General features: G+C 65.8%; 20 protein-coding genes. 12 read left to right on the top strand and 8 right to left on the bottom strand.

Translation table 11 applies throughout. From position 1 onward, the window contains the following. Positions 1 to 92: 92 nt before the first annotated feature. Positions 93 to 1,013, bottom strand: a complete 921-nt coding sequence (gene kdgD / locus CEJ42_RS04365) for a 5-dehydro-4-deoxyglucarate dehydratase (protein ID WP_079219145.1) — start codon at positions 1,011 to 1,013, stop codon at positions 93 to 95. Here kdgD and CEJ42_RS24410 point away from each other — a divergent pair. After that, complete coding sequence (locus CEJ42_RS24410; RefSeq protein ID WP_129587669.1) at positions 1,012 to 1,233, top strand: hypothetical protein; 222 nt, start codon at positions 1,012 to 1,014, stop codon at positions 1,231 to 1,233. The genes kdgD and CEJ42_RS24410 overlap by 2 nt on opposite strands. 9 nt (positions 1,234 to 1,242) lie before the next feature. Here the strand turns inward: CEJ42_RS24410 and CEJ42_RS04360 are convergent, their stop codons facing one another. Beyond that, positions 1,243 to 2,010: a FadR/GntR family transcriptional regulator gene (locus CEJ42_RS04360; RefSeq protein WP_079215609.1), complete on the bottom strand. Its 768-nt coding sequence runs from the start codon at positions 2,008 to 2,010 to the stop codon at positions 1,243 to 1,245. 314 nt (positions 2,011 to 2,324) lie between these two features. Here CEJ42_RS04360 and iscR point away from each other — a divergent pair, with 314 nt between their 5' ends. The 10 genes from iscR (at position 2,325) to CEJ42_RS25360 (ending at position 11,214) form a co-directional block, all read left to right on the top strand. Next, positions 2,325 to 2,819 carry a Fe-S cluster assembly transcriptional regulator IscR gene (gene iscR / locus CEJ42_RS04355; protein WP_079215608.1) on the top strand — a complete coding sequence of 165 codons (495 nt, stop codon included), beginning with the start codon at positions 2,325 to 2,327 and terminating at the stop codon, positions 2,817 to 2,819. 18 nt (positions 2,820 to 2,837) lie between these two features. Continuing rightward, a complete protein-coding gene (locus tag CEJ42_RS04350; RefSeq protein WP_079215607.1) occupies positions 2,838 to 4,091 on the top strand; it encodes an IscS subfamily cysteine desulfurase in 1,254 nt (417 codons plus the stop codon). A gap of 77 nt (positions 4,092 to 4,168) precedes the next feature. Further along, positions 4,169 to 4,570, top strand: coding sequence for a Fe-S cluster assembly scaffold IscU (gene iscU, locus CEJ42_RS04345; RefSeq protein WP_079215606.1), 402 nt, complete (start codon positions 4,169 to 4,171; stop codon positions 4,568 to 4,570). A 59-nt stretch (positions 4,571 to 4,629) separates the two neighbouring features. Continuing rightward, complete coding sequence (gene iscA / locus CEJ42_RS04340; protein WP_079215605.1) at positions 4,630 to 4,953, top strand: iron-sulfur cluster assembly protein IscA; 324 nt, start codon at positions 4,630 to 4,632, stop codon at positions 4,951 to 4,953. 195 nt (positions 4,954 to 5,148) lie between these two features. Next, positions 5,149 to 5,664: a Fe-S protein assembly co-chaperone HscB gene (gene hscB, locus CEJ42_RS04335; RefSeq protein WP_088750112.1), complete on the top strand. Its 516-nt coding sequence runs from the start codon at positions 5,149 to 5,151 to the stop codon at positions 5,662 to 5,664. A gap of 25 nt (positions 5,665 to 5,689) precedes the next feature. After that, positions 5,690 to 6,313, top strand: a complete 624-nt coding sequence (locus CEJ42_RS04330) for a LysE family translocator (RefSeq protein WP_079215603.1) — start codon at positions 5,690 to 5,692, stop codon at positions 6,311 to 6,313. A 17-nt stretch (positions 6,314 to 6,330) separates the two neighbouring features. Then, positions 6,331 to 8,196, top strand: a complete 1,866-nt coding sequence (hscA, locus tag CEJ42_RS04325) for a Fe-S protein assembly chaperone HscA (RefSeq protein WP_088750111.1) — start codon at positions 6,331 to 6,333, stop codon at positions 8,194 to 8,196. Positions 8,197 to 8,240: 44 nt separating this feature from the next. After that, complete coding sequence (gene fdx, locus CEJ42_RS04320; RefSeq protein WP_079215601.1) at positions 8,241 to 8,579, top strand: ISC system 2Fe-2S type ferredoxin; 339 nt, start codon at positions 8,241 to 8,243, stop codon at positions 8,577 to 8,579. A 45-nt stretch (positions 8,580 to 8,624) separates the two neighbouring features. After that, positions 8,625 to 8,819 carry a Fe-S cluster assembly protein IscX gene (iscX, locus tag CEJ42_RS04315; protein ID WP_079215600.1) on the top strand — a complete coding sequence of 65 codons (195 nt, stop codon included), beginning with the start codon at positions 8,625 to 8,627 and terminating at the stop codon, positions 8,817 to 8,819. Positions 8,820 to 9,189: 370 nt separating this feature from the next. Beyond that, positions 9,190 to 11,214 carry a methyl-accepting chemotaxis protein gene (locus tag CEJ42_RS25360; RefSeq protein WP_165774381.1) on the top strand — a complete coding sequence of 675 codons (2,025 nt, stop codon included), beginning with the start codon at positions 9,190 to 9,192 and terminating at the stop codon, positions 11,212 to 11,214. Positions 11,215 to 11,280: 66 nt separating this feature from the next. Here the strand turns inward: CEJ42_RS25360 and CEJ42_RS04305 are convergent, their stop codons facing one another. The 5 genes from CEJ42_RS04305 to CEJ42_RS04285 form a co-directional block, all read right to left on the bottom strand. Beyond that, positions 11,281 to 12,606 (bottom strand): DUF1501 domain-containing protein, encoded by a 1,326-nt coding sequence (locus tag CEJ42_RS04305; RefSeq protein WP_088750109.1) that lies wholly within the window; start codon positions 12,604 to 12,606, stop codon positions 11,281 to 11,283. 7 nt (positions 12,607 to 12,613) lie between these two features. Then, complete coding sequence (locus CEJ42_RS04300) at positions 12,614 to 14,137, bottom strand: DUF1800 domain-containing protein (RefSeq protein WP_088750108.1); 1,524 nt, start codon at positions 14,135 to 14,137, stop codon at positions 12,614 to 12,616. A gap of 204 nt (positions 14,138 to 14,341) precedes the next feature. Next, on the bottom strand, positions 14,342 to 14,818 hold the full coding sequence (locus tag CEJ42_RS04295; protein ID WP_129587668.1) for a hypothetical protein: 477 nt from the start codon (positions 14,816 to 14,818) through the stop codon (positions 14,342 to 14,344). A gap of 88 nt (positions 14,819 to 14,906) precedes the next feature. Beyond that, the gene (locus CEJ42_RS04290) at positions 14,907 to 17,423 is read right to left on the bottom strand and encodes a fimbria/pilus outer membrane usher protein (RefSeq protein WP_243397772.1); all 2,517 of its coding nucleotides are present in this window, start codon (positions 17,421 to 17,423) and stop codon (positions 14,907 to 14,909) included. 147 nt (positions 17,424 to 17,570) lie between these two features. After that, positions 17,571 to 18,299: a fimbria/pilus chaperone family protein gene (locus tag CEJ42_RS04285; protein ID WP_088750106.1), complete on the bottom strand. Its 729-nt coding sequence runs from the start codon at positions 18,297 to 18,299 to the stop codon at positions 17,571 to 17,573. Here CEJ42_RS04285 and CEJ42_RS04280 point away from each other — a divergent pair. After that, on the top strand, positions 18,270 to 18,872 hold the full coding sequence (locus CEJ42_RS04280) for a response regulator (RefSeq protein WP_338064246.1): 603 nt from the start codon (positions 18,270 to 18,272) through the stop codon (positions 18,870 to 18,872). The genes CEJ42_RS04285 and CEJ42_RS04280 overlap by 30 nt on opposite strands. A gap of 104 nt (positions 18,873 to 18,976) precedes the next feature. Here the strand turns inward: CEJ42_RS04280 and CEJ42_RS04275 are convergent, their stop codons facing one another. After that, positions 18,977 to 19,438, bottom strand: coding sequence for a rhodanese-like domain-containing protein (locus CEJ42_RS04275; protein WP_088750105.1), 462 nt, complete (start codon positions 19,436 to 19,438; stop codon positions 18,977 to 18,979). Between the last annotated feature and the right edge of the window lie 75 nt (positions 19,439 to 19,513).

Here is a 19,513-nt window from a genome sequence, read left to right as displayed (position 1 = left end):
CTCCGTGGATTGTTATGGAATGCGCGTCGGCGACGTCGCAGAAACAAAAAGGGGCCGCAGTTTCCTGTGGCCCCTTGAGGGATGCGCGAGGCTTATTGCGGGCCCAGCTTCTTGATCAGCGCGGCCAGCTCTTCATGCTCTTGCGGCGTGCAGTCGGTCAGCGGGGTGCGCACCGGACCGGCGTCGTGGCCCACGATCTTGGCGCCGGCCTTGACGATGGACACGGCATAGCCGGCCTTGCGGTTGCGGATGGCCAGGTAGGGCAGGAAGAATTCGTCGATGATCTTGCCGACGGTGGCGTGGTCGTCCTTGGCGATCGCCTGGTAGAACTCGACGGCGGTCTTGGGGATGAAGTTGAACACGGCCGAGGAGTACACCGGCACGCCCAGCGCCTTGTAGGCCGCGGCGTAGACTTCCGCGGTCGGCAGGCCGCCCAGGTAGGTGAAGCGGTCGCCCAGCTTGCGGCGGATGTGGACCATCGGTTCGATTTCGCCGACGCCGTCCTTGAAGCCGATCAGGTTGGGGCAGCGGTCAGCCAGCTTTTGCAGGGTTTCGGCGTTGAGCTTGCACACCGCGCGGTTGTAGATGATGACGCCGAAGTTCACCGATTTGCAGACCGCTTCGACGTGGGCGGCGATGCCGTCCTGGCTGGCTTCGGTCAGGTAGTGCGGCATCAGCAGGATGCCGTGCGCGCCCAGGCGCTCGGCTTCCTGTGCATAGGCGATGGCGGCGCGGGTCGAACCGCCGGCGCCGGCGATGATGGGCACCTTGCCGCGGCAGGTTTCGACGGCGGTGCGGATGATGTCGGAATACTCGCCCGGGACCAGGGAGAAGAACTCGCCGGTGCCGCCGGCGGCGAACAGTGCGCTGGCGCCGTACGGAGCCAGCCATTCCAGGCGCTCGATGTAGGTCTTCGGGCGGAAGTCGCCCTGCTCGTCGAAGTCGGTCAGCGGGAACGACAGCAGGCCGGAAGAGAGGATCGTTTTGAGGTCTTGGGGTGTGTATTGGGACATGGTTTCGCTCAACGCCATTAAGAATTGGATGGATGAATCTGTGTTTTTGTTTTTGTACTTCTATCCTAATAGGATATCAGTCATCGTACAACATGAAATCACAGAACGCCAGCATTTTTTATGGGGCTTTTCAGCGGGTCGGGGCGGGTGTGGGATTTTTGCCGCCGGGCGGACCGGCATGCGTCTGCATGCGGTCCGTGGCGTGGCGGGGGCCGTGTGAAGCGGTGGATCAGGCGGCCGAGGCGCTGCCCGATTCGGCTTCCTGCTGCGCGCGGCGCAGGCGCTCGCGGCTGTTGGTGAGGTGGTTGCGCATGGCCGCGCGCGCGGCCTCGGTATCGCTGCGGGCGATGGCTTCGTAGATGTCTTCGTGCTCGCGCTGCACGCGGTCCAGGTAGCTGGCCTGCTGGTCGTGCGCCAGTTCGGCCGTATTGAGGCGCTTGCGCGGGATCACGCCCATGCCGAGATGGCTGATGATCTCGATGAAGTAGCGGTTGCCGGTGGCGTTGGCGATGGCGAAGTGGAAGCGGAAGTCCGGGCCCACGGTGTCGCCGCCGGAGAGCTGGTTCTCGCGGAAGGCGTCGAGCGCCTCGCGGATCTCGCGCAGCTGCTCGTCGGTGCGGCGCGAGGCGGCCAGGCCCGCGGTTTCGGTCTCCAGGCTGATGCGCAGCTCCAGCAGCGCCAGCAGGTCGCGCATGGTGGTGATGGTGGCCGGATCGATATTGATGTTGGAGCCCTTCTTGGCCTCCAGCACGAAGGTGCCGATGCCATGGCGGGTTTCCACCAGGCCGGCGGCCTGCAGGCGGGAGATCGCTTCGCGCACCACGGTGCGCGAGACGCCCTGGCTTTGCATGATCTCGGATTCCGTGGGCAGCTTGTCTCCCGGCTTGATGCTGCCGTTGCCGATCATCGCCGACAGCGCGGCCACCACTTCCTGCGACAGGCTTTGGGTCTTGCGGCGCGGGCGCAGCAGAGGATTGGGGGTATCGCTTACATCCATTGTCGTTTTAGTTGAAATGCGGGCGCGGAGTGGGCTTGTCGTTTTTCGGTATGGTCCGCGGGCCGCCAGATGAAAAAAGTGTTGAGACATCTTACCAGATCGATAAGGGGCAATCGACCGGAAATGCCTGCCGGAAGCAGCGATTTGGCGCGATTTCGATTCTGTCGTCCCGGTTGGCGGGGGAGGGGCTCCTTGAATTCCCAGATCCGCCCCAATTTGGTACCTGACAGAATTACTCGGGTTTGATATACTTGACTCAAATATTCGGGAATTCAGGGAATCAAGATCAACTTGTTTCTAGAGCAGGGAATTTCATGCGTCTAACCACCAAAGGCCGTTTTGCCGTGACTGCGATGATCGACCTGGCTTTGCGCCAGGGCAACGGTCCCGTCACGCTGTCCGCGATCAGCGAGCGCCAGGAAATTTCTTTATCATATCTGGAGCAGTTGTTCGGCAAGCTGCGTCGCCACCAGATCGTCGAGTCCGTGAGGGGCCCCGGCGGCGGTTACAACCTCGCCCGCAAGGCGGCGGATGTGTCGGTGGCCGACATCATCATCGCAGTGGATGAACCTCTCGATGCGACCCAGTGCGGCGGCAAGGAAAATTGCCACAGCGCGTCCCACCCCGGCGGCACGCGCTGTATGACGCACGACCTGTGGTCGACCCTGAACGAAAAAATGGTCGAGTACCTGGATTCGGTTTCGCTGCAGGATCTGGTCGACCAGCAGAAGGAACACAAGCCGGCGGAGCATCGCGCCGCCGACAAGCAGAGCGTGGTGGTGATGCACCGCCCGCAAGCCGCAGCCTGATTTGGAGCAAGAACTGACATGAACGCACCTCTCGAAAAAAGCCTGCTGGAGACCATCAAGGCTCCGCACTTCCCGATCTACATGGACTACTCGGCGACCACCCCGGTCGATCCGCGCGTGGCCGACAAGATGATTCCCTACCTGCGCGAGCAGTTCGGCAATCCGGCCTCGCGCAGCCACATGTATGGCTGGTCCGCGGAAAAGGCGGTCGAAGAGGCGCGCGAGGAAGTCGCCAAGCTGGTCAACGCCGATTCGCGCGAGATCATCTGGACCTCCGGCGCCACCGAGAGCAACAACCTCGCCATCAAGGGCGCGGCGCAGTTCTACAAGACCCGTGGCAAGCACATCATCACGGTCAAGACCGAGCACAAGGCCGTGCTGGACACCTTCCGCGAGCTGGAGCGCGTGGGCTTCGAAGCCACCTACCTGCAGCCGCAGGACAACGGCCTGGTGACCGTCGAGCAGATCGCCGCCGCCGTGCGTCCGGACACCATCCTGGTGTCGGTGATGCTGGTCAACAACGAGATCGGCGTGATCCAGCCGGTGCCGGAAATCGGCGAATTCTGCCGCTCCAAGGGCATCATCTTCCACAGCGACGCCGCCCAGGCAACCGGCAAGGTCAAGATCGACCTGGAAAACTGGAAGGTCGACCTGATGAGCTTCTCGGCCCACAAGTCCTACGGCCCCAAGGGCATCGGCGCGCTGTATGTGCGCCGCAAGCCGCGCGTGCGTATCGAAGCGCAGATGCACGGCGGCGGCCATGAGCGCGGCCTGCGCTCGGGCACCCTGGCCACGCACCAGATCGTCGGCATGGGCGAGGCCTTCCGCCTGGCCCGCGAAGAAATGGACAGCGAGCTGAGCCACATCCGCGCCATGCGCGATCGTCTGGCCAAGGGCTTGCAAGAGATCGAAGAAACCTACGTCAACGGCGACATGGAGCACCGTGTGCCGCACAACCTGAACGTGAGCTTCAACTACGTCGAAGGCGAGTCGCTGATCATGGCCATCAAGGACATCGCGGTGTCCTCCGGTTCGGCCTGCACCTCGGCCAGCCTGGAGCCGTCCTACGTGCTGCGCGCACTGGGCCGCAGCGACGAGCTGGCGCACAGCTCCATCCGTTTCACCATCGGCCGCTTCACGACCGAGGAAGATATTGATTTCACCGTCAACCTGATCAAGAGCAAGGTCGGCAAGCTGCGTGAACTGTCCCCGCTGTGGGACATGTACAAGGACGGCGTCGACCTTTCCACGATCCAGTGGGCGGCACACTAACCAGAACTCTGCCAGCCGCCGCCAGCACGCATCAGGAACCAAGCTGGTTGCGGTGAAAATCATCAAGGAGCAAGAACATGTCTTATTCGGAAAAAGTACTCGACCACTACGAGAACCCGCGCAACGTCGGCGCCTTTGAAAAGGGCGACGAGACCGTCGGCACCGGCATGGTCGGCGCGCCTGCCTGCGGCGACGTGATGAAGCTGCAGATCAAGGTCGGCGCCGACGGCGTGATCCAGGACGCCAAGTTCAAGACCTACGGCTGCGGTTCGGCGATCGCTTCCTCGTCGCTGGTGACCGAGTGGGTCAAGGGCAAGACGCTGGACGAAGCGCTGTCCATCAAGAACACCCAGATCGCCGAAGAACTGGCGCTGCCGCCGGTGAAGATCCACTGCTCGATCCTGGCGGAAGACGCCATCAAGGCCGCGGTGCAAGACTACAAGGCCAAGCACGGCGCCGAGCAGAAGGCGGCCGCCTGATTCGTTCAGGCGCATGGCAGTCGGCGCAAGCCGTTTTTGACAGCAGCAAGGCAGGCATCATGGCAATCACATTGACAGAGAAGGCAGCAAAACACATCAGCCGTTACATGGAGCGCCGCGGCAAGGGCATCGGCCTGCGCCTGGGCGTGCGCACCACCGGCTGTTCCGGCCTGGCGTACAAGCTGGAGTATGTGGATGAGCAGGTCGACGAAGACACCGTCTTCGAGTCGCACGGCGTGCGCGTCTTTGTCGATCCCAAGAGCCTGCCTTACATCGACGGCACCGAGCTGGACTTCGCCCGCGAAGGCTTGAACGAGGGTTTCAAGTTCCAGAACCCCAACGTCAAGGACGAATGCGGCTGCGGCGAAAGCTTCCGCATCTGAGAGTGAAATTCCCGCCGCGCGGCATGACATCGCCCGCGGCCAGTGCTTAGCCGAATCCTGTGAGAGCCCTGTGATCGCACCGTTCGATGTGCCGCCAGCGATGCGCGGCAGATGGTGAAAAGAGTCTCCAGCATTCCTCGCAGTCGTTGATGTGCCAAGCCTGTTGAAGTCCGACAGGCTTTTTATTTTTCAGCCATGCAAAACCATTTCGACCTGTTCCAGCTGCCGCAACGCTTCGCCATCGACACCAAGGCGCTGGAGCAGGCCTACCATCGCGTGCAAGGCCAGGCGCACCCGGACAAGTTCGCCCACGCCAGCGACGCCGAGAAGCGCGTCGCGATGCAATGGGCCACGCGCGCCAACGAGGCCTACCAGACGCTGAAAAGCCCGTTGCGTCGCGCGCGCTACCTGTGCGAGCTCAACGGCGTGGACCTGCAGACCGAGTCGAACACCGCCATGGCGCCGGGCTTCCTGATGCAGCAGATGGAGTGGCGCGAGACGCTCGACGATGCCAAGGCCGGCCGCGACCTGGATGCGCTGGAGCGGCTCAACGGCGAATTGCTGGCCGAAAAGAAGGCCGAGATCGCCCGCATCGAGGCGCAGCTCGACGCCGGCGATTACGCCCAGGCGGGGCAGCTGGTGCGCCAGCTGATGTTCCTCGACAAGTTCGGCGCCGAGATCGGCGACGCCTTTGCCCTGATCGAAGGCTGAACGAAGACACGACCAAGGCGACGACATGCCCGACATCTTCCTGTTCCTGCTGGCCGCCATGACCCTGACGCTTGCGCCCGGGCCTGACAACATCTACGTGCTCACGCGCGGCATTTCCCAGGGCCGCAAGGCCGGGCTGGTGGCCGCAGCCGGTTTCTCTTCCGGATTGATCTTCCACACGCTGCTGGCGGTGCTGGGCTTCGCCGCGCTGATCAAGGCCTATCCGCCGGCCTATCACGCGCTGCAGTACGCCGGCGCGGCCTATCTGGCCTACCTCGGCTACCGCACCCTGCGCTCGGCCTCGGCCGGCATCGCCCTGGCCGCCGGCGAAGACAATCCCGGCGTGCCCTTGAAGCGCATCTACTGGCAAAGCGTGCTGGCCAACATGCTCAACCCCAAGGTGACGCTGTTCTTCATCGCCTTCCTGCCGCAGTTCGTGCATCCCGAAGCCGGCCACGTGCCGGTGCAGATGCTGATCCTGGCGCTGGTGTTCATCCTCCAGGCCTTCGCCATCTTCAGCGCCATCGCGCTGTTTTCCGGCGCGGTCGGGGCGTACTTCCGCCGCCGCGCTTCCGCTTCCGTCCATCTGAACCGCCTGGCAGGCTGCGCCTTCATCGGCCTCGGCGTGCGGATGGCTTTACCCGAATAACGACCAGCAAAAGACCTATGGCCTTACTCCAGATTTCCGAACCGGGCATGTCGACCGCGCCGCACCAGCGGCGCCTCGCCGTGGGCATCGACCTCGGCACCACCAACTCGCTGGTGGCCACCGTGCGCAACAGCATTCCCGAAGTGCTGGCCGACGACGATGGCCGCGTGCTGTTGCCGTCGGTGGTGCGCTACCTGCCCAACGGCCACGCCAACATCGGCTACAAGGCCCAGGCCGCGCAGACCACCGATCCGCGCAACACCATCATCTCGGTCAAGCGCTTCATGGGCCGCGGGCTGAAGGACATCGCCCACGCCGAGAACATGCCCTACGACTTCCAGGATGCGCCGGGCATGGTGCAGATCAAGACCGTGGCCGGCGTGAAGAGCCCGGTGGAGGTGTCGGCCCAGATCCTGGCCACGCTGCGCCAGACCGCAGAGGATGCGCTGGGCGACGACCTGGTCGGCGCCGTGATCACCGTGCCCGCCTATTTCGACGATGCCCAGCGCCAGGCCACCAAGGACGCCGCGCAACTGGCCGGCATCAACGTGCTGCGCCTGCTCAACGAACCCACCGCCGCGGCCATCGCCTACGGCCTGGACAACAATTCGGAAGGTGTCTTCGCGGTCTACGACCTGGGCGGCGGCACCTTCGACATTTCCATCCTCAAGCTCACGCGCGGCGTGTTCGAGGTGCTCTCCACCGGCGGCGACTCGGCCCTGGGCGGCGACGACTTCGACCATCGCCTGTTCTGCTGGATCAGCCAGGAAGCCCAGCTGCAGCCGCTGTCGGACGAAGACACGCGCTTGCTGATGGTCAAGGCGCGCGAAGTCAAGGAACTGCTGTCGACCAAGGATGAAGTGCGCATCGACGCGCAGCTGAAGTCGGGCGAAGAAGTGCATCTGGTCATCAGCTCCGCCGAGTTCGGCGAGATCACCAAGCACCTGGTGGCCAAGACCATGACGCCGGTGCGCAAGGCGCTGCGCGACGCCGCCCTGACCGTGGAAGACATCGACGGCGTGGTGCTGGTCGGCGGCGCCACCCGCATGCCGCATATCCGCCGCGCGGTGGGCGAGTTCTTCAAGACCAACCCGCTGTCCAACATCGACCCCGACAAGGTGGTCGCGCTGGGGGCCGCCGTGCAGGCCAACCTGCTGGCCGGCAACCGCGCGCCGGGCGACGACTGGCTGCTGCTGGACGTGATCCCGCTGTCGCTGGGCATCGAGACCATGGGCGGCCTGGCCGAGAAGGTCATCCCGCGCAACACCACCATCCCCAGCGCGCGCGCGCAGGAGTTCACCACCTTCAAGGACGGCCAGACCGCGATGGCGATCCACGTGGTGCAGGGCGAGCGCGAGCTGGTGGCCGATTGCCGTTCGCTGGCGCGCTTCGAGCTGCGCGGCATCCCGCCGATGGCGGCGGGCGCGGCGCGCATCCGCGTGACCTACCAGGTCGACGCCGACGGCCTGCTGGCGGTGTCGGCGCGCGAGATGACCTCCGGCGTGGAAGCCTCGATCAGCGTCAAGCCGTCCTACGGCCTGGGCGACGACGAGATCGCGCGCATGCTGCAGGAGTCTTTCTCCTCGGCCGATGAAGACATGCAACGCCGCGCCCTGCGCGAAGAGCAGGTCGAGGCCGAGCGCATCGTGCTGGCCACGCGCTCGGCGCTGCAGGCCGATGCCGCGCTGCTGTCGGCGGACGAACGCGCCGCCATCGAGCAGCAACTGGGGGCAGTGGAAGCCGCGGCCAAGGGCGACGACCACCTGGTCATCAAGGCCGCAGTCGATGCGCTGGCGCACGGCACCGAAGAATTCGCCGCGCGCCGCATGGACCGCAGCGTGCATGCGGCGCTGGCGGGCAAGAAGCTCGACGAAGTCGCCTGACCGCATCTACCGAATCGAATCACCGGAATTACCGAAAGCAACCTATGCCTCAGATCGTCATCCTCCCCCATCCGGTCCTGTGCCCCGAAGGCGCCGTGATCGACGCGCCGTCCGGCAAGACCCTGTGCGACGCCATGCTCGACAGCGACGTCGACATCGAGCACGCCTGCGAGAAGTCCTGCGCCTGTACCACCTGCCACGTGGTGATCCGCGAAGGCTTCAACACGCTCAACGAACCGACCGACAAGGAAGAAGACCTGCTGGACATGGCCTGGGGCCTGGAAGCGACCTCGCGCCTGTCGTGCCAGGTAGTGCTGGGCGAAGACGACCTGACCGTCGAGATCCCGAAGTACACGATCAACCACGCTTCCGAAAACCACTGATCCTCCCTGCCGGGGAGGGACGTGCCAGCACCGAAAGGAGCCGCCATGAAATGGACCGATACCCAGCTGATCGCCGAGGAACTGTACGACCGGTTTCCCAACATCGACCCCAAGACCATCCGCTTCACCGACCTGCATCGCTGGGTGATGGAGCTGGACGGATTCGACGATGACCCCAACCGCTCCGGCGAGCGCATCCTGGAAGCCATCCAGGCGGCGTGGATCGTCGAGGCCGAATAAGGCCGGCGCCTCCCGGTGACAAGCCGCTGCCTGCAGCGGCTTTTTTGTGTGCGTCGCAAGCTCGTGCGCCCACCTGTGCCGGATGCGGCAAGCCGTTGCGGGCTGCGACGCGGAGGCGTTTTTCAACTCGCGATTGCCGCGGTGTTGCGCCGTGGAAAGCTTTGTTCACCATGTAAACATCCGGGTTTTAGCCCGTCTTTTTCGGCTCTTTGCCGCAGCTCATCGTTACTACTATCTGCAGGAACGGCTTTTCCTGCCGTTCGGTGCGCCCCTCCCATGACGGCGCGGGAGACCTTGCGGGTCGCACCGGACATTCCATTCGCTTCATTTGTGTTTCTGCATGCTTCCGGGGGGATGTATGGGAGTCAAAATGAGTTTGCGTACCAGGATGCTGATGATCGTCGTCGGCGTCGTCCTGCTGGGCTTTGCGATCACCATCTCCGTGCTGACCCATCGGGCCGGCGCGTTCCAGCGCGATGTCGCGCAGAAATACGCCGAACAGCTGGCCCGCCACGAGGCCGATACCGTCTCGCGGCAGATGAACGACGCCCTGGGCGCCGCGCGCACCATGGCGCAGTCGCTGCAGGGGATGAAGGCCGCGGGTCTTGCCAGCCGCGCGACGGCCGACGAAATGATGAAGGGCATCATGGACGGCAGCCCGGACTTCCTCGGCATCTGGACCGGTTGGGAGCCCAACGCCTTCGATGGTCGCGACGCGGAATTCGTCGGCAAGCCCGGCCACGACGACACCGGCCGCTACATTCCGTACTGGAACCGCGGCGCCGGCAAGATCCAGGTGCAGCCTCTGGGCAAGTACGAGACCGAAGGCGTCGGCGACTACTATCTGCTGCCCAAGCGCAGCGGCAAGGAAACGGTCATGGAGCCGCAGTCGTACAAGGTGGGCGGCAAGGACACCTTGCTCACCAGCCTGGTGGTGCCGATGAAGATACACGGCAAGTTCGCCGGCGTGGTCGGGGTCGATATCGCGACCGACAAGTTCCAGCAGCACGTCAGCCAGATCCATCCGTATGACGACGGCTATGCCAGCCTGTTCTCCGCCAAGGGCGTGTACATCGCCGACGCCGATCCCAAGCTGGTCGGGCAGGACGGCGCCAAGCGCCTGAGCACGGACGCGATGGCGGCGATCAAGGCCGGCAAGGAATGGCGCGAGACCAGCTACAGCCAGCGCCTGAAAGAGAACGTCATGCGCATCTACATTCCGCTGAAGGTCGGCGATACCGCCGCGCCCTGGATGTTCAGCGTGGTGGTGCCGGAAAGCCGCGTGCTGGCCGAAGTGACGATGCTGCGCAATATCGCCATCGGCCTGGGGCTGGCGAGCGCGTTGCTGATTTCCCTGGTGCTGGCGGCGGTGCTGGACAAGCTGGTCATCCGGCCCATCGGCGGCGAGCCCGAGGCGATGGCGTCGATCACGCGCGAAGTCGCGGCCGGCAACCTGACCGAGCCCATCCTGCTGCGCCGTCGCGACAACAGCAGCATGATGCACGGCATGAAGCACATGCAGGGACAACTTGCCGCGATCGTCAGCGGCATCCGCAACGGCAGCGGGTTCGTCGCCGAGGCCTCATCGGAGATCGCGCGCGGCAACGCCGACCTGTCGCAGCGCACCGAGAGCCAGGCGTCTTCGCTGCAGCAGACCGCCACCAGCCTTGACCGGCTCACCGAGGCCGTGCGCCAGAACAGCGACAACGCGCGCCATGCCGCCAAGCTGGCCTCGGAGGCTTCCGACACCGCCACCCGCGGCAACCAGGCGGTAGGCGACGTGGTGCAGACCATGCATGGCATCAGCGACGAGTCCAAGAAGATGTTCGACATCATCTCCACCATCGAAGGCATCGCCTTCCAGACCAACATCCTCGCCCTCAATGCCGCCGTGGAAGCGGCGCGCGCGGGCGAGCAGGGGCGCGGCTTTGCGGTGGTGGCCAGCGAGGTGCGCAACCTGGCGCAGCGCAGCGCCGCCGCGTCCAAGGAGATCAAGGAACTCATCGAGAACTCGATGGCGCGGGTGGAGGACGGCGTCAAGCTGGTCTCGCGCGCCGGCACCACGATGACCGACGTGATGGAGTCGATCCACCGGGTCACTTCCATCGTCGGCGAAATCTCAAGCGCCTCCGACGAGCAAAATACCGGCATCGGCGAGATCAACCAGGCGGTGTCGCAGATGGACGAGATGACCCAGCGCAACGCGGCGCTGGTGGAGGAGGCCGCGGCCTCGGCGCGGGCGCTGGAGGAACAGGCGCGCAAGCTGATGGAGGCGGTGTCGGTGTTTCGCGTCGATGAGCAGGCCGAGGCTGGCGCGATGGCCATGCATATGTCTGAAGCGCGCGCCGTGGCGGTGACGGGCGGCGCTGCGCCGGCGCCATATCAGGCCGCCTGATCAAGCATCTTGGGGCAGCAAGAGGGAAGATTGGCGCCGCTTCATGCGGCGCTTTTTTATGCCGGCTCAGACGAACAGATCGGGCACGCCGCGCATGCCGCCCGCGAACTGCGGGAAGATCTTCTCCAGCTCCTGGTCGCGGATGCGCATATGCCGCTCCGCGACGCAAGACATCACGGCACGGAAATCGGTGGTGATGGCCAGGTCGCGTCCTTCGTTGAGCGCGCCCTGATTCAGCCCCGGCCACTGGCCGTAGATCTTGCCGCCGCGCAGGTTGCCGCCCATCAGCCACATGGCGTTGCCATGGCCGTGGTCGGTGCCGCCGTTGCCGTTCTCGCGGAAGGTGCGGCCGAACTCCGAGACCGCCACGATCACGGTGTCGTTGAAGGCCGGGCCCAGTTCGCGCGCCAGCGTCGCCAGGCCGTTGGCCAGCGGCGCGAGGCGGCCCGCCAGCTGGCCGGCGCCGTTGCCCTGGTTGATGTGGGTGTCCCAGCCGCCTACCGCGAGGAAGGACAAGCGGATGCGCGGGTCGTTGCGCATCAGTCGCCCCAGGCGCGCGGTGTCGATCGACAGGCCGTTGGGCAGCGGTGCGCCGTTGTTGGCCATCTGCTGCTCCTGGCTGTTGATCTCGGCCATCAGCTCGCGGCGCGCGGCGATGCCGTCGCGATAGGCCCGGGCCACCGGATCGTCGCCGCTGTACAGCGGCGCATAGGCCTGCATCACGCGCGGCTGGTCGATCATGCTGGGACGGGCGGCGGCGCGCCCGGTCTGCAGGTTGGCCACCACGTTCTTGCCGCTCATGATGCGCGGCGTGGAGTCGCCCACGGTCAGTGCCTGTAGCGGCGACTCCGACGGCGGCAGGTAAGCTATCAGGCGGTTCATCCAGCCGTCGCGCGTGTTGTGTTGGCCGGGCGTGCCGGTCTCCATGTAGTCCTGCGCCTCGAAGTGCGAGCGCGAGGCGTCGGGCGAACCCGAGGCGTGCACGAAGGCGAGCTGGCCGGCCTCCCAGTACGGCATCAGCGCTTGCAGCGCCGGATGCAGGCCGAAGTAGCCGGTCAGGTCGATGGCGCCGTTGGCCTGGCCGGGGCGCGCCACGGCGATGGTCGGGCGCGCGCGGTAGTACTCGGGATCGCCGTGCGGCACCACCACGTTCAGGCCGTCGACCGCGCCGCGCAGGAACACCACCACCATGCGCGGGGCGCCGTCGCCGTCGGCATGCGGGCGCGCCCTGGGGGAGCCGTAGGCCACCTTGGCCGGCCCGGCGGACGACGCGGCGCGGCTGATGCTCTTGTCGCCGGTGGGCACGACCGCGCAGCCGGACAGGCCGACCGGCACCAGGATGGCACCGCTGCCTGCGGCGCCGAGATAGCGGATGAAGTCGCGGCGGTTCATGGAGTCCTCAGCGTTTCATGAAGTCGGGGCTGCCCAGGATCAGGCCGGCCTGGAGATTGGCGGGCGCAGCCTGGATCTTGGCGATGGCCTGCGGCGTGATGGCCGGCCCCAGCGTGGCCAGCAACTGTTGCGGATCGGCCGGCCGCGCATCGGCATTGGCGGGCGGCGGATCGCCTTCGGCGCGCGCGATGGGCGACTTGCCGTTGACCAGGCCGCCGGCGAAATTGATCCTGCGCAGCAAGGCGTCGGGATTGAGCCAGGCCTCTTCCGAATACTTGTAGCCTTCCGGCGTCAGCCAGCCGTACAGCGGCATGCCGAACTGCGCCAGCGCGCCGTTGACCGGCCTGGGATTGTTCACCGGCGTGGCCGTCGCGCGCAGCGACGAGACGACGAACTGGTAGGGCGTCTTGAACTGCGCCTGGTAGTTGGCGCGCGCCCAGAACTGCGGGCTGTCGAACAGCGCCTGCAACACCGCGCGGATGTCGCCGCGCGTGCTCATGAAGGTCTGCGCCAGCTTTTGCACCAGCGCCGGATCGGGTTTGTCGGCGACGAAGTATTGCGCCAGCTGGGTGGAGATAAAGCGCGCCGTCGAGGGATGGGCGGCGAGGATGTCGAGCGCGGCTTCGCCTTCCTGATAACCGCTTGCCGCCAGCGGCTTGCCGAGGAACAGCTTGGGCGCCGCATCATGGCGCCGCGCGTTGAAGGAGAAGGGCGCGGCGCCGGCCTTCATGGCGTTCACGTCGATGGTCCAGCCGGAGAGGATGCGCGCCAGCACGATCACGTCGGCCTGCTGGTAGCCGCCGTCCACACCCAGCGTATGCAGCTCCATCAGCTCGCGCGCGTAGTTCTCGTTGAGCCCCTTGAAGCGGCCGCGCGCGCCCGGCGTGCCGGCGCCGCTGGAGAGCCAGTTGTCGAGGTAATAAAGCATCGCCGGATGGTGGGCCACGGCGCCCAGCAGATCACGGAAATTGCCGAGCGCGTAGGGACGTATGGCGTTCTTTTCATAGTCGCCAACCCAGTAGCGCACCCACTCCTTGCCTTCGAAGACGTTGAAATGGTTGGCCCAGAATTCGGTCATCACCTCTTCCAGCTGGCGCGGACTCTCGGTGGCCTGCAGCAGCCGCGCCTGGTGGAACTGGGGCGTCAGCTCGCGCGGCGCGCGCTGGCGCGCTGCCTGCTTTTCTTCCTTGCTGGCGTCCTTGTCGAAGGAGGGCGGGCCGTAGTCCACGAACAGTTGCGACGGCGTCATCTGCAGCGCCGGCAGGGCCGCCAGGCGCGCCTGCAGATCGGGCGGCAGGGGGATGCGTTCGGGATGCAGCTGCTGGTCGATGTAGCGCTTGACGCCCATGTTCTCGACCTGCTCAAGATCGCCCGGGCGGGGGCCGTAGGCGAGCCGGTTCAGTACGTGCAGCGCACGCTCCTGCGGCGACAGTCCGGCTTCGGGGGCGGGGCCGGCGGCGTGCGCGCTGGCGATGCCGCAAACGAGCAGCGCCACGGCGAACAAGCGGTTGGTCTGGCGAAACGGGCGCATGGATGAGCCTCGGCTGTTGTTCGGAATCTCGACATCGGAATCGATCGGGCCAGTATGAAGAAAGGCCAGGGCGCGGGCTGTAAGAAAATGTAATGCGATGCGGCAGCCGGCGCTGTCGGTATAACGCCGGCGGCCGGCTTCCGGTTGGCACAACGCGGAGGAAAAATGCGGCGGAAAAAAACGGCTGTGGCAGTCAGTGAAATGTCAGTTTTCGAGCAGCTCGAAATTGCCCGCGCCGCGGAAAACCGTACGGTCGGCGATCCGGCTGCCGGTGGTCGAGATGGCGGCATCTATCTCCACCTGCAACTGCAGGGTACTGCCTTTCACCGGCACGTCGTCGACGATCGGCACTGCGCCGATGTTGGGTGGCAAGGACAGCGCATCGGCCTTGGTTTCCGGCGCCTGGCCCGCGACGCGGACGCTGCCCAGCCCGACCGCACGGCCGTCCAGCCGCGCATTGAGCACGCGCAGCGTGAAGCTGCCGCCGCTGCCCAGCTTGTAGGCGTCGCCGTCGGCGGTGGCGCCGCGGAAGAACAGCGTCATCAGCGTGGGTATCCTGCAGGTGGCGCTGAGCGTCACGGTCTGCTTGCCCAGGCTCATCATCAACGGCGACACCTGCTTGCGCAGCAACTCGGCGCGGGTGGTGGCGCCATAGTCGACGGCGGCATTGCTGATCTGCATCTGGCAGTTGTCGGCGGCATGGGCCGTGGAGGCGAGCAGCAGTGTGGCCGCCGCAAGGAGCACAGGGAGCACAGGGAGCACAAGGAGATCAGGTCGGCGCATGGGGGCTTCCTTTCGCGTGCGCTTGCATTTCGGGACGGCAGACCGCGTCGGCCGCCTCGTAGAACATCGCGGGGTCGGGCTTGGCCGGCAGGGCGTATTGCAGCGTGCAGCTGCGTTCGTCCGGCAGTATCACGCGCAGCGGACCTGTCGGCGTGCCGTTGAGCAGGAACACCTGGCCGTCGTCCACCACGGTGGTGACGAACTGGTTGCCGGCGTCGAGCACGATTCCGCCCTTGGGCAGCGGCATGCCGTCCGGGAATTTTGCGCCGAGCATGATGCGGCGTACGCGCAGCACTTCGAAGTCGACCCGGTTGACCGAACCGCGGCCGGCGTCGAGCAGCTTCAGCCCGTTCTTGATGTCGACGTTGCGCGGCAGGCTCTTGGTGGCGATCTCGAGCCGGCTGCTGGCGTAGGGCGGCAGCTGCGCGATCACCGCCTGGCCCTTCCAGTCGGTCCAGACCGGGCCGTAAGGGGTGCCGACCTTGACGCCGGAAACGTCGCCGACCCGGACGATGCCGAAGGTGTCCTGCACCGCATAGGGCGACAAGGTCAGGCCGCCCTCGTGCAGCACCATGCCGCCGCGCAGGCCGCCGTTGTAGGACGTGCTGCCCGAGCCGTAGCGCGCATAGCCGAGGTTGAGCTGCGCATAGCGCGGCAGCATCGAGACCTGGGTCGACAGGTCGGTGTCCTTGGTCTGCTGGCTGCGTTCGGCGGCGACGGTGTAGTTGACGTAGTCGTTGAACTGTTCGTTGTAGGACGCGCCCACCCGCTGGTATCCGCTGCTGTTGTTGACGTAGCTGCGCACGCTGCGTTTGCCCAGCGGGATGCTGACGGTCAGGTAGAAGGCATTGGCGGCGCCGGTGGAGCCGCCGCCCTGGTTGCTGGTGCCGCCCAACTGGTGTTCGACGTTGAAGTTGACGGTGCCGAAATCGAAGCTGCGTCCCCATGCCAGCATCAGGCGTTGCGTCGACGGACCGTAGAACTGGGTGGAGCGGGAGTAGGAGGCGTTGAAGCCGCCCAGCAGCGCGTTGTTCCAGCTCAGCGACGCCGAATACTGCGCGCGGTAGCGCGCGTATTGCTGGGTGGGCGCCTGGGTGGGATCGAGCAGCAGCTGTTCATTGAGCTGCTTCTGTTGGCTGATGGTGGTGTCGCTCAGGTCGCGGTAGCCCAGCGTCTGCTGGGTGGTGGACACCCCCAGCGACAGGCTCTCGGCGAGGATGCTGCTGGCGGCCAGCGAGAGTTGCGTGCCGCGCTCGGCGTCCGCAGCGGCGCGCGAGAGGCGCTGCTGCAAGCTCAGGTTGGTGTCGGCCACGCGGGTGTCCACGCCCCAGCTGGCGGCCTGGTAGCCGGTGGCGGCCATCAGGCCGGCCGACAGCGTGCTGTTCCTGCCCAACGGCCAGCCGCCTGCGGCGGTGGCCAGCCATGGCTGGCGGCCGGTGGAGTTGCCCAGCGAGCGCAGCTTGCCGATGGCCAGCGAGTAACCGCGCTGCATGCCGAGATTGCCGCCATGCAGCGAGGCCGCCGGCACCGTGAAGCGGCGCTGCGCGCCGTTGGCCTCGGTCACCGTGACCTCGAGGTCGCTGGTGGCGTTGAGCAGGGGCAGGTCGCTCAGCGAGAACGGCCCGCCGGGCACCACGGTGGAATAGATCAGCGCATTGTTCTGCCGCACCTCCACCCGCGCCTGGGTCTGGGCGATGCCTTCCACCATTACGTTATTGAGTTTGTTGGCCGACAGCGAGGTTTCCGGCACCAGCTGCATGCCGGTGATCGGGCCGGCGGCGAAGGCCGTGTTGAGGATGTTGATCTGCCCGCCCTGGAAGATGGAGCGGTAGTCCACCAGCGTGTGCTGCGCGTAGGCGTAGAGGTGCTGGCGCTGCGAGGCGTTGTCCTGGCGCGAGTACATCTCGCGGCCGCGCACGATCCAGTCGCCGGTGTTGAAACCGTATTCGACGTTGGCGCTGAGGAAGTTGCTTGAGCTGTTGCCGAACTGGCTGCGCGACGTGACGATGTCGTAGTTGGCCAGCGCCGCGGTGCCGCCGGTGCTGTAGCCGGAGAATTCGCTTTCGTTGGGCCGCAGCGAGTCGGTGGGCACCACCAGCGCCACTTCCTCCTTGCCCGGGCGCAGCTCGATGGCGGTCTGCGGATAGCTGGCCTTGAAGTCGTAGCACTGTCCCGCGGCGGCAGCGGCGGCGGAGGTGGGCGCGACGGCGGCGACGGCGCTGATCTTGTCGGGCGTCTTCAGGCCGCCCTTGTCGAGCAGGTTCTGGTCGAAGCAGAGTTCGCCCTTGTCGTCGAAGCGGGCTTCGACGCGGCCGCGCGGCTGGTCGTTGACGAACAGGGTGATCACGTTCACGCCGGGGCGGAAGCGGGCCGCGTCCTTGAAGTATTCGGCGATCGACGGATCAATGCCGCGTTCGCGCAGTACGTCGAGGTCGAAGCCCGCCGGCGCCTGGGCGCGGGACGGCGAAGCGATGGACAGGCATCCCCCGAGTGCCAGCAGCAACAGCCGCGCGCCGGCGCTCAGGCGCGCAGGCACCGCCGAGGTTGTCGAGACTGCCGGAGCCGCGCGCAAGGACCGACGCGCATGCGCGCCAGCGGGCTTGCGTTGCACGCCGCGCAAGGCGGATCGATGGCGCAGCCTGGCCACCCGTCAGGGCTTGCCGAGCGGAGCGTCGAAGTTGTCCACGGAGAAACCGTAGACCGTGGCCGGCGACATGCGGACCGTGGTCGCGCCGGCGGCATTGCCCTTGATCGGCGAGATCAGTTTCTCGCCGGGGAGGATGTAGGTGCGGCCCATGTCGACTTCGGCGTTGACCGGCAGCAGCGCGACCGCCTGGGCGAAGCGCACCACGTAGGCGCTGTCGTTCCTGAGCACCAGCTTGTCGCCGTCGATGGCCCAGCTCAGCAGCTTCCAGGGTTCACGGTTCACCGCCAGGTTCTTGGGATGGATGATCAGCGGCAGGTTCTGGCGCACGTTCATGGTCACCTTGACCCCGCCTTCCGGCCCCTTTTGCGGGATGCCTTCGAAGATCACGCGCTTGAGGCGCTGCGTCTTCAGCGGCTCCTTCAGTTGCAGGATGAAGCGCACCAGCTGCGTCTGGTCCGGCTCCACGCGCGCCACCGGCGGCGAGACGACCAGCAGCGGCTCCTTGTCTTCGGGCAGGTTCTGGATCGAGGTGTACAGCAGCGTGGCGGCGGGGTCGGTGTTCTTGACGTTCATGCTGGCCTCGCCGTCGGCCTCGTTGACGATGACCACCGAGGTCTCGGGCAGCATGCCGCTGGCATGCGCGGCCAGCGACAGGGAACCGAGCGCGGCCGCCGTCAGGCAGGCGCGTAGAACGCTTGGCAGGTGGTGTGGCGGTATGGCGCGAACAGACATGTCTCTTTCCCCCGAAATCAGTCCAGGCGGTACGACCTGGTGCTGCTGGACTGCTACATGCCGGACATGAACGGCTACGAGGTTGCCCGCCTGGTGCGCGAACGGGAAGGCGAGGGGACCGACGACGGCTACACGCCGCTCATCGGCATCTCGGCCGAAGCGGACGCCGCGCATGTGCAGCTATGCCTGGACAGCGGGATGGACGGCATTCTCGGCAAGCCCTTGCCGATCGAGGAATTCAAGAAGATGCTCGCGCTGTGGTGCGACTATGACGCCGACAGCGGCGCGGCGACCGCCGTCGCCGCGCCCGACGCCGGAGCGGTGGACCTGGAGGCGCTGTTCAAGACCACGTCGCGCCAGGACCTGCAGGCCATGCTGGCCGCGCACGCGAAGTCCGATGCCCAGGCCGTGGCGAGGCTGGCGCACCGCATGAAAGGGGCGGCGCTGACGATGAACCGCGCGCCCATGGTCGCCGCGCTGGAGCGCATCGAGGACGCGGTGCGCAACGGCGCCGCGGGCGCGGCTGCGGTCGGCGAGCTGATCGCGGCGCTGGAGGCCGCATTGGCGGACTGATCCCGACGCCGGCAATGTCGCCGGGCCGACAAGAACGGTATAAAAAATAAAGCCCGGAAGCGATTCCGGGCTTTCGTCATTGCGGCGGCGACAGCTTTGCGTCTTCAGGCGCCTACCCACGGCAAGCCGGCCTTGCACCAGCCTTCCACGGTCTTGCGGTGGCCGGCGGCATCCTTGTTGCCTTCAAAGCCTTCGACGATGTCGAAGCAGTTGCCGTAGCCGTTTTCGGTCGCCAGCTTGGCGGCGTTCTTGGAGCGCACGCCGGAGCGGCACAGGAACAGCAGCACTTCATCCGGGCCGGCCGCTTCCTTGAGCTGGTCGAGGAACTGGGCATTGGGCTTGCCCTCCGGATACAGGTTCCATTGCACGAACAGGTGCTGGCCGGACGGGATCTGCACCGATCCCACCCAGTCGCGTTCGGCCTTGGTCCGCACATCGACCAGTTTGACGGACGGATTGCCCTGGATCAGGTCATAGGCTTCCTGGGGCGTGACTGCACCGCGATAGGGAAGCTGGCCATCCTGGCCGCGCGCGGTTGCCGTCGAGAGGATCTGTTCTGGGGTCATGAAGTGCTCGCTGAATTGTCGGTGGCCGTCAGGCCGTTTCTTGGAAATGGCTAAACAATATAAATGTGAAACGGG

This window comes from Herbaspirillum robiniae, assembly GCF_002213415.1.
GTDB lineage: Bacteria > Pseudomonadota > Gammaproteobacteria > Burkholderiales > Burkholderiaceae_D > Herbaspirillum > Herbaspirillum robiniae.
The sequence above is the reverse complement of the archived record's forward strand: the minus strand, read 5'-3'. Positions and strand labels throughout refer to the sequence as shown.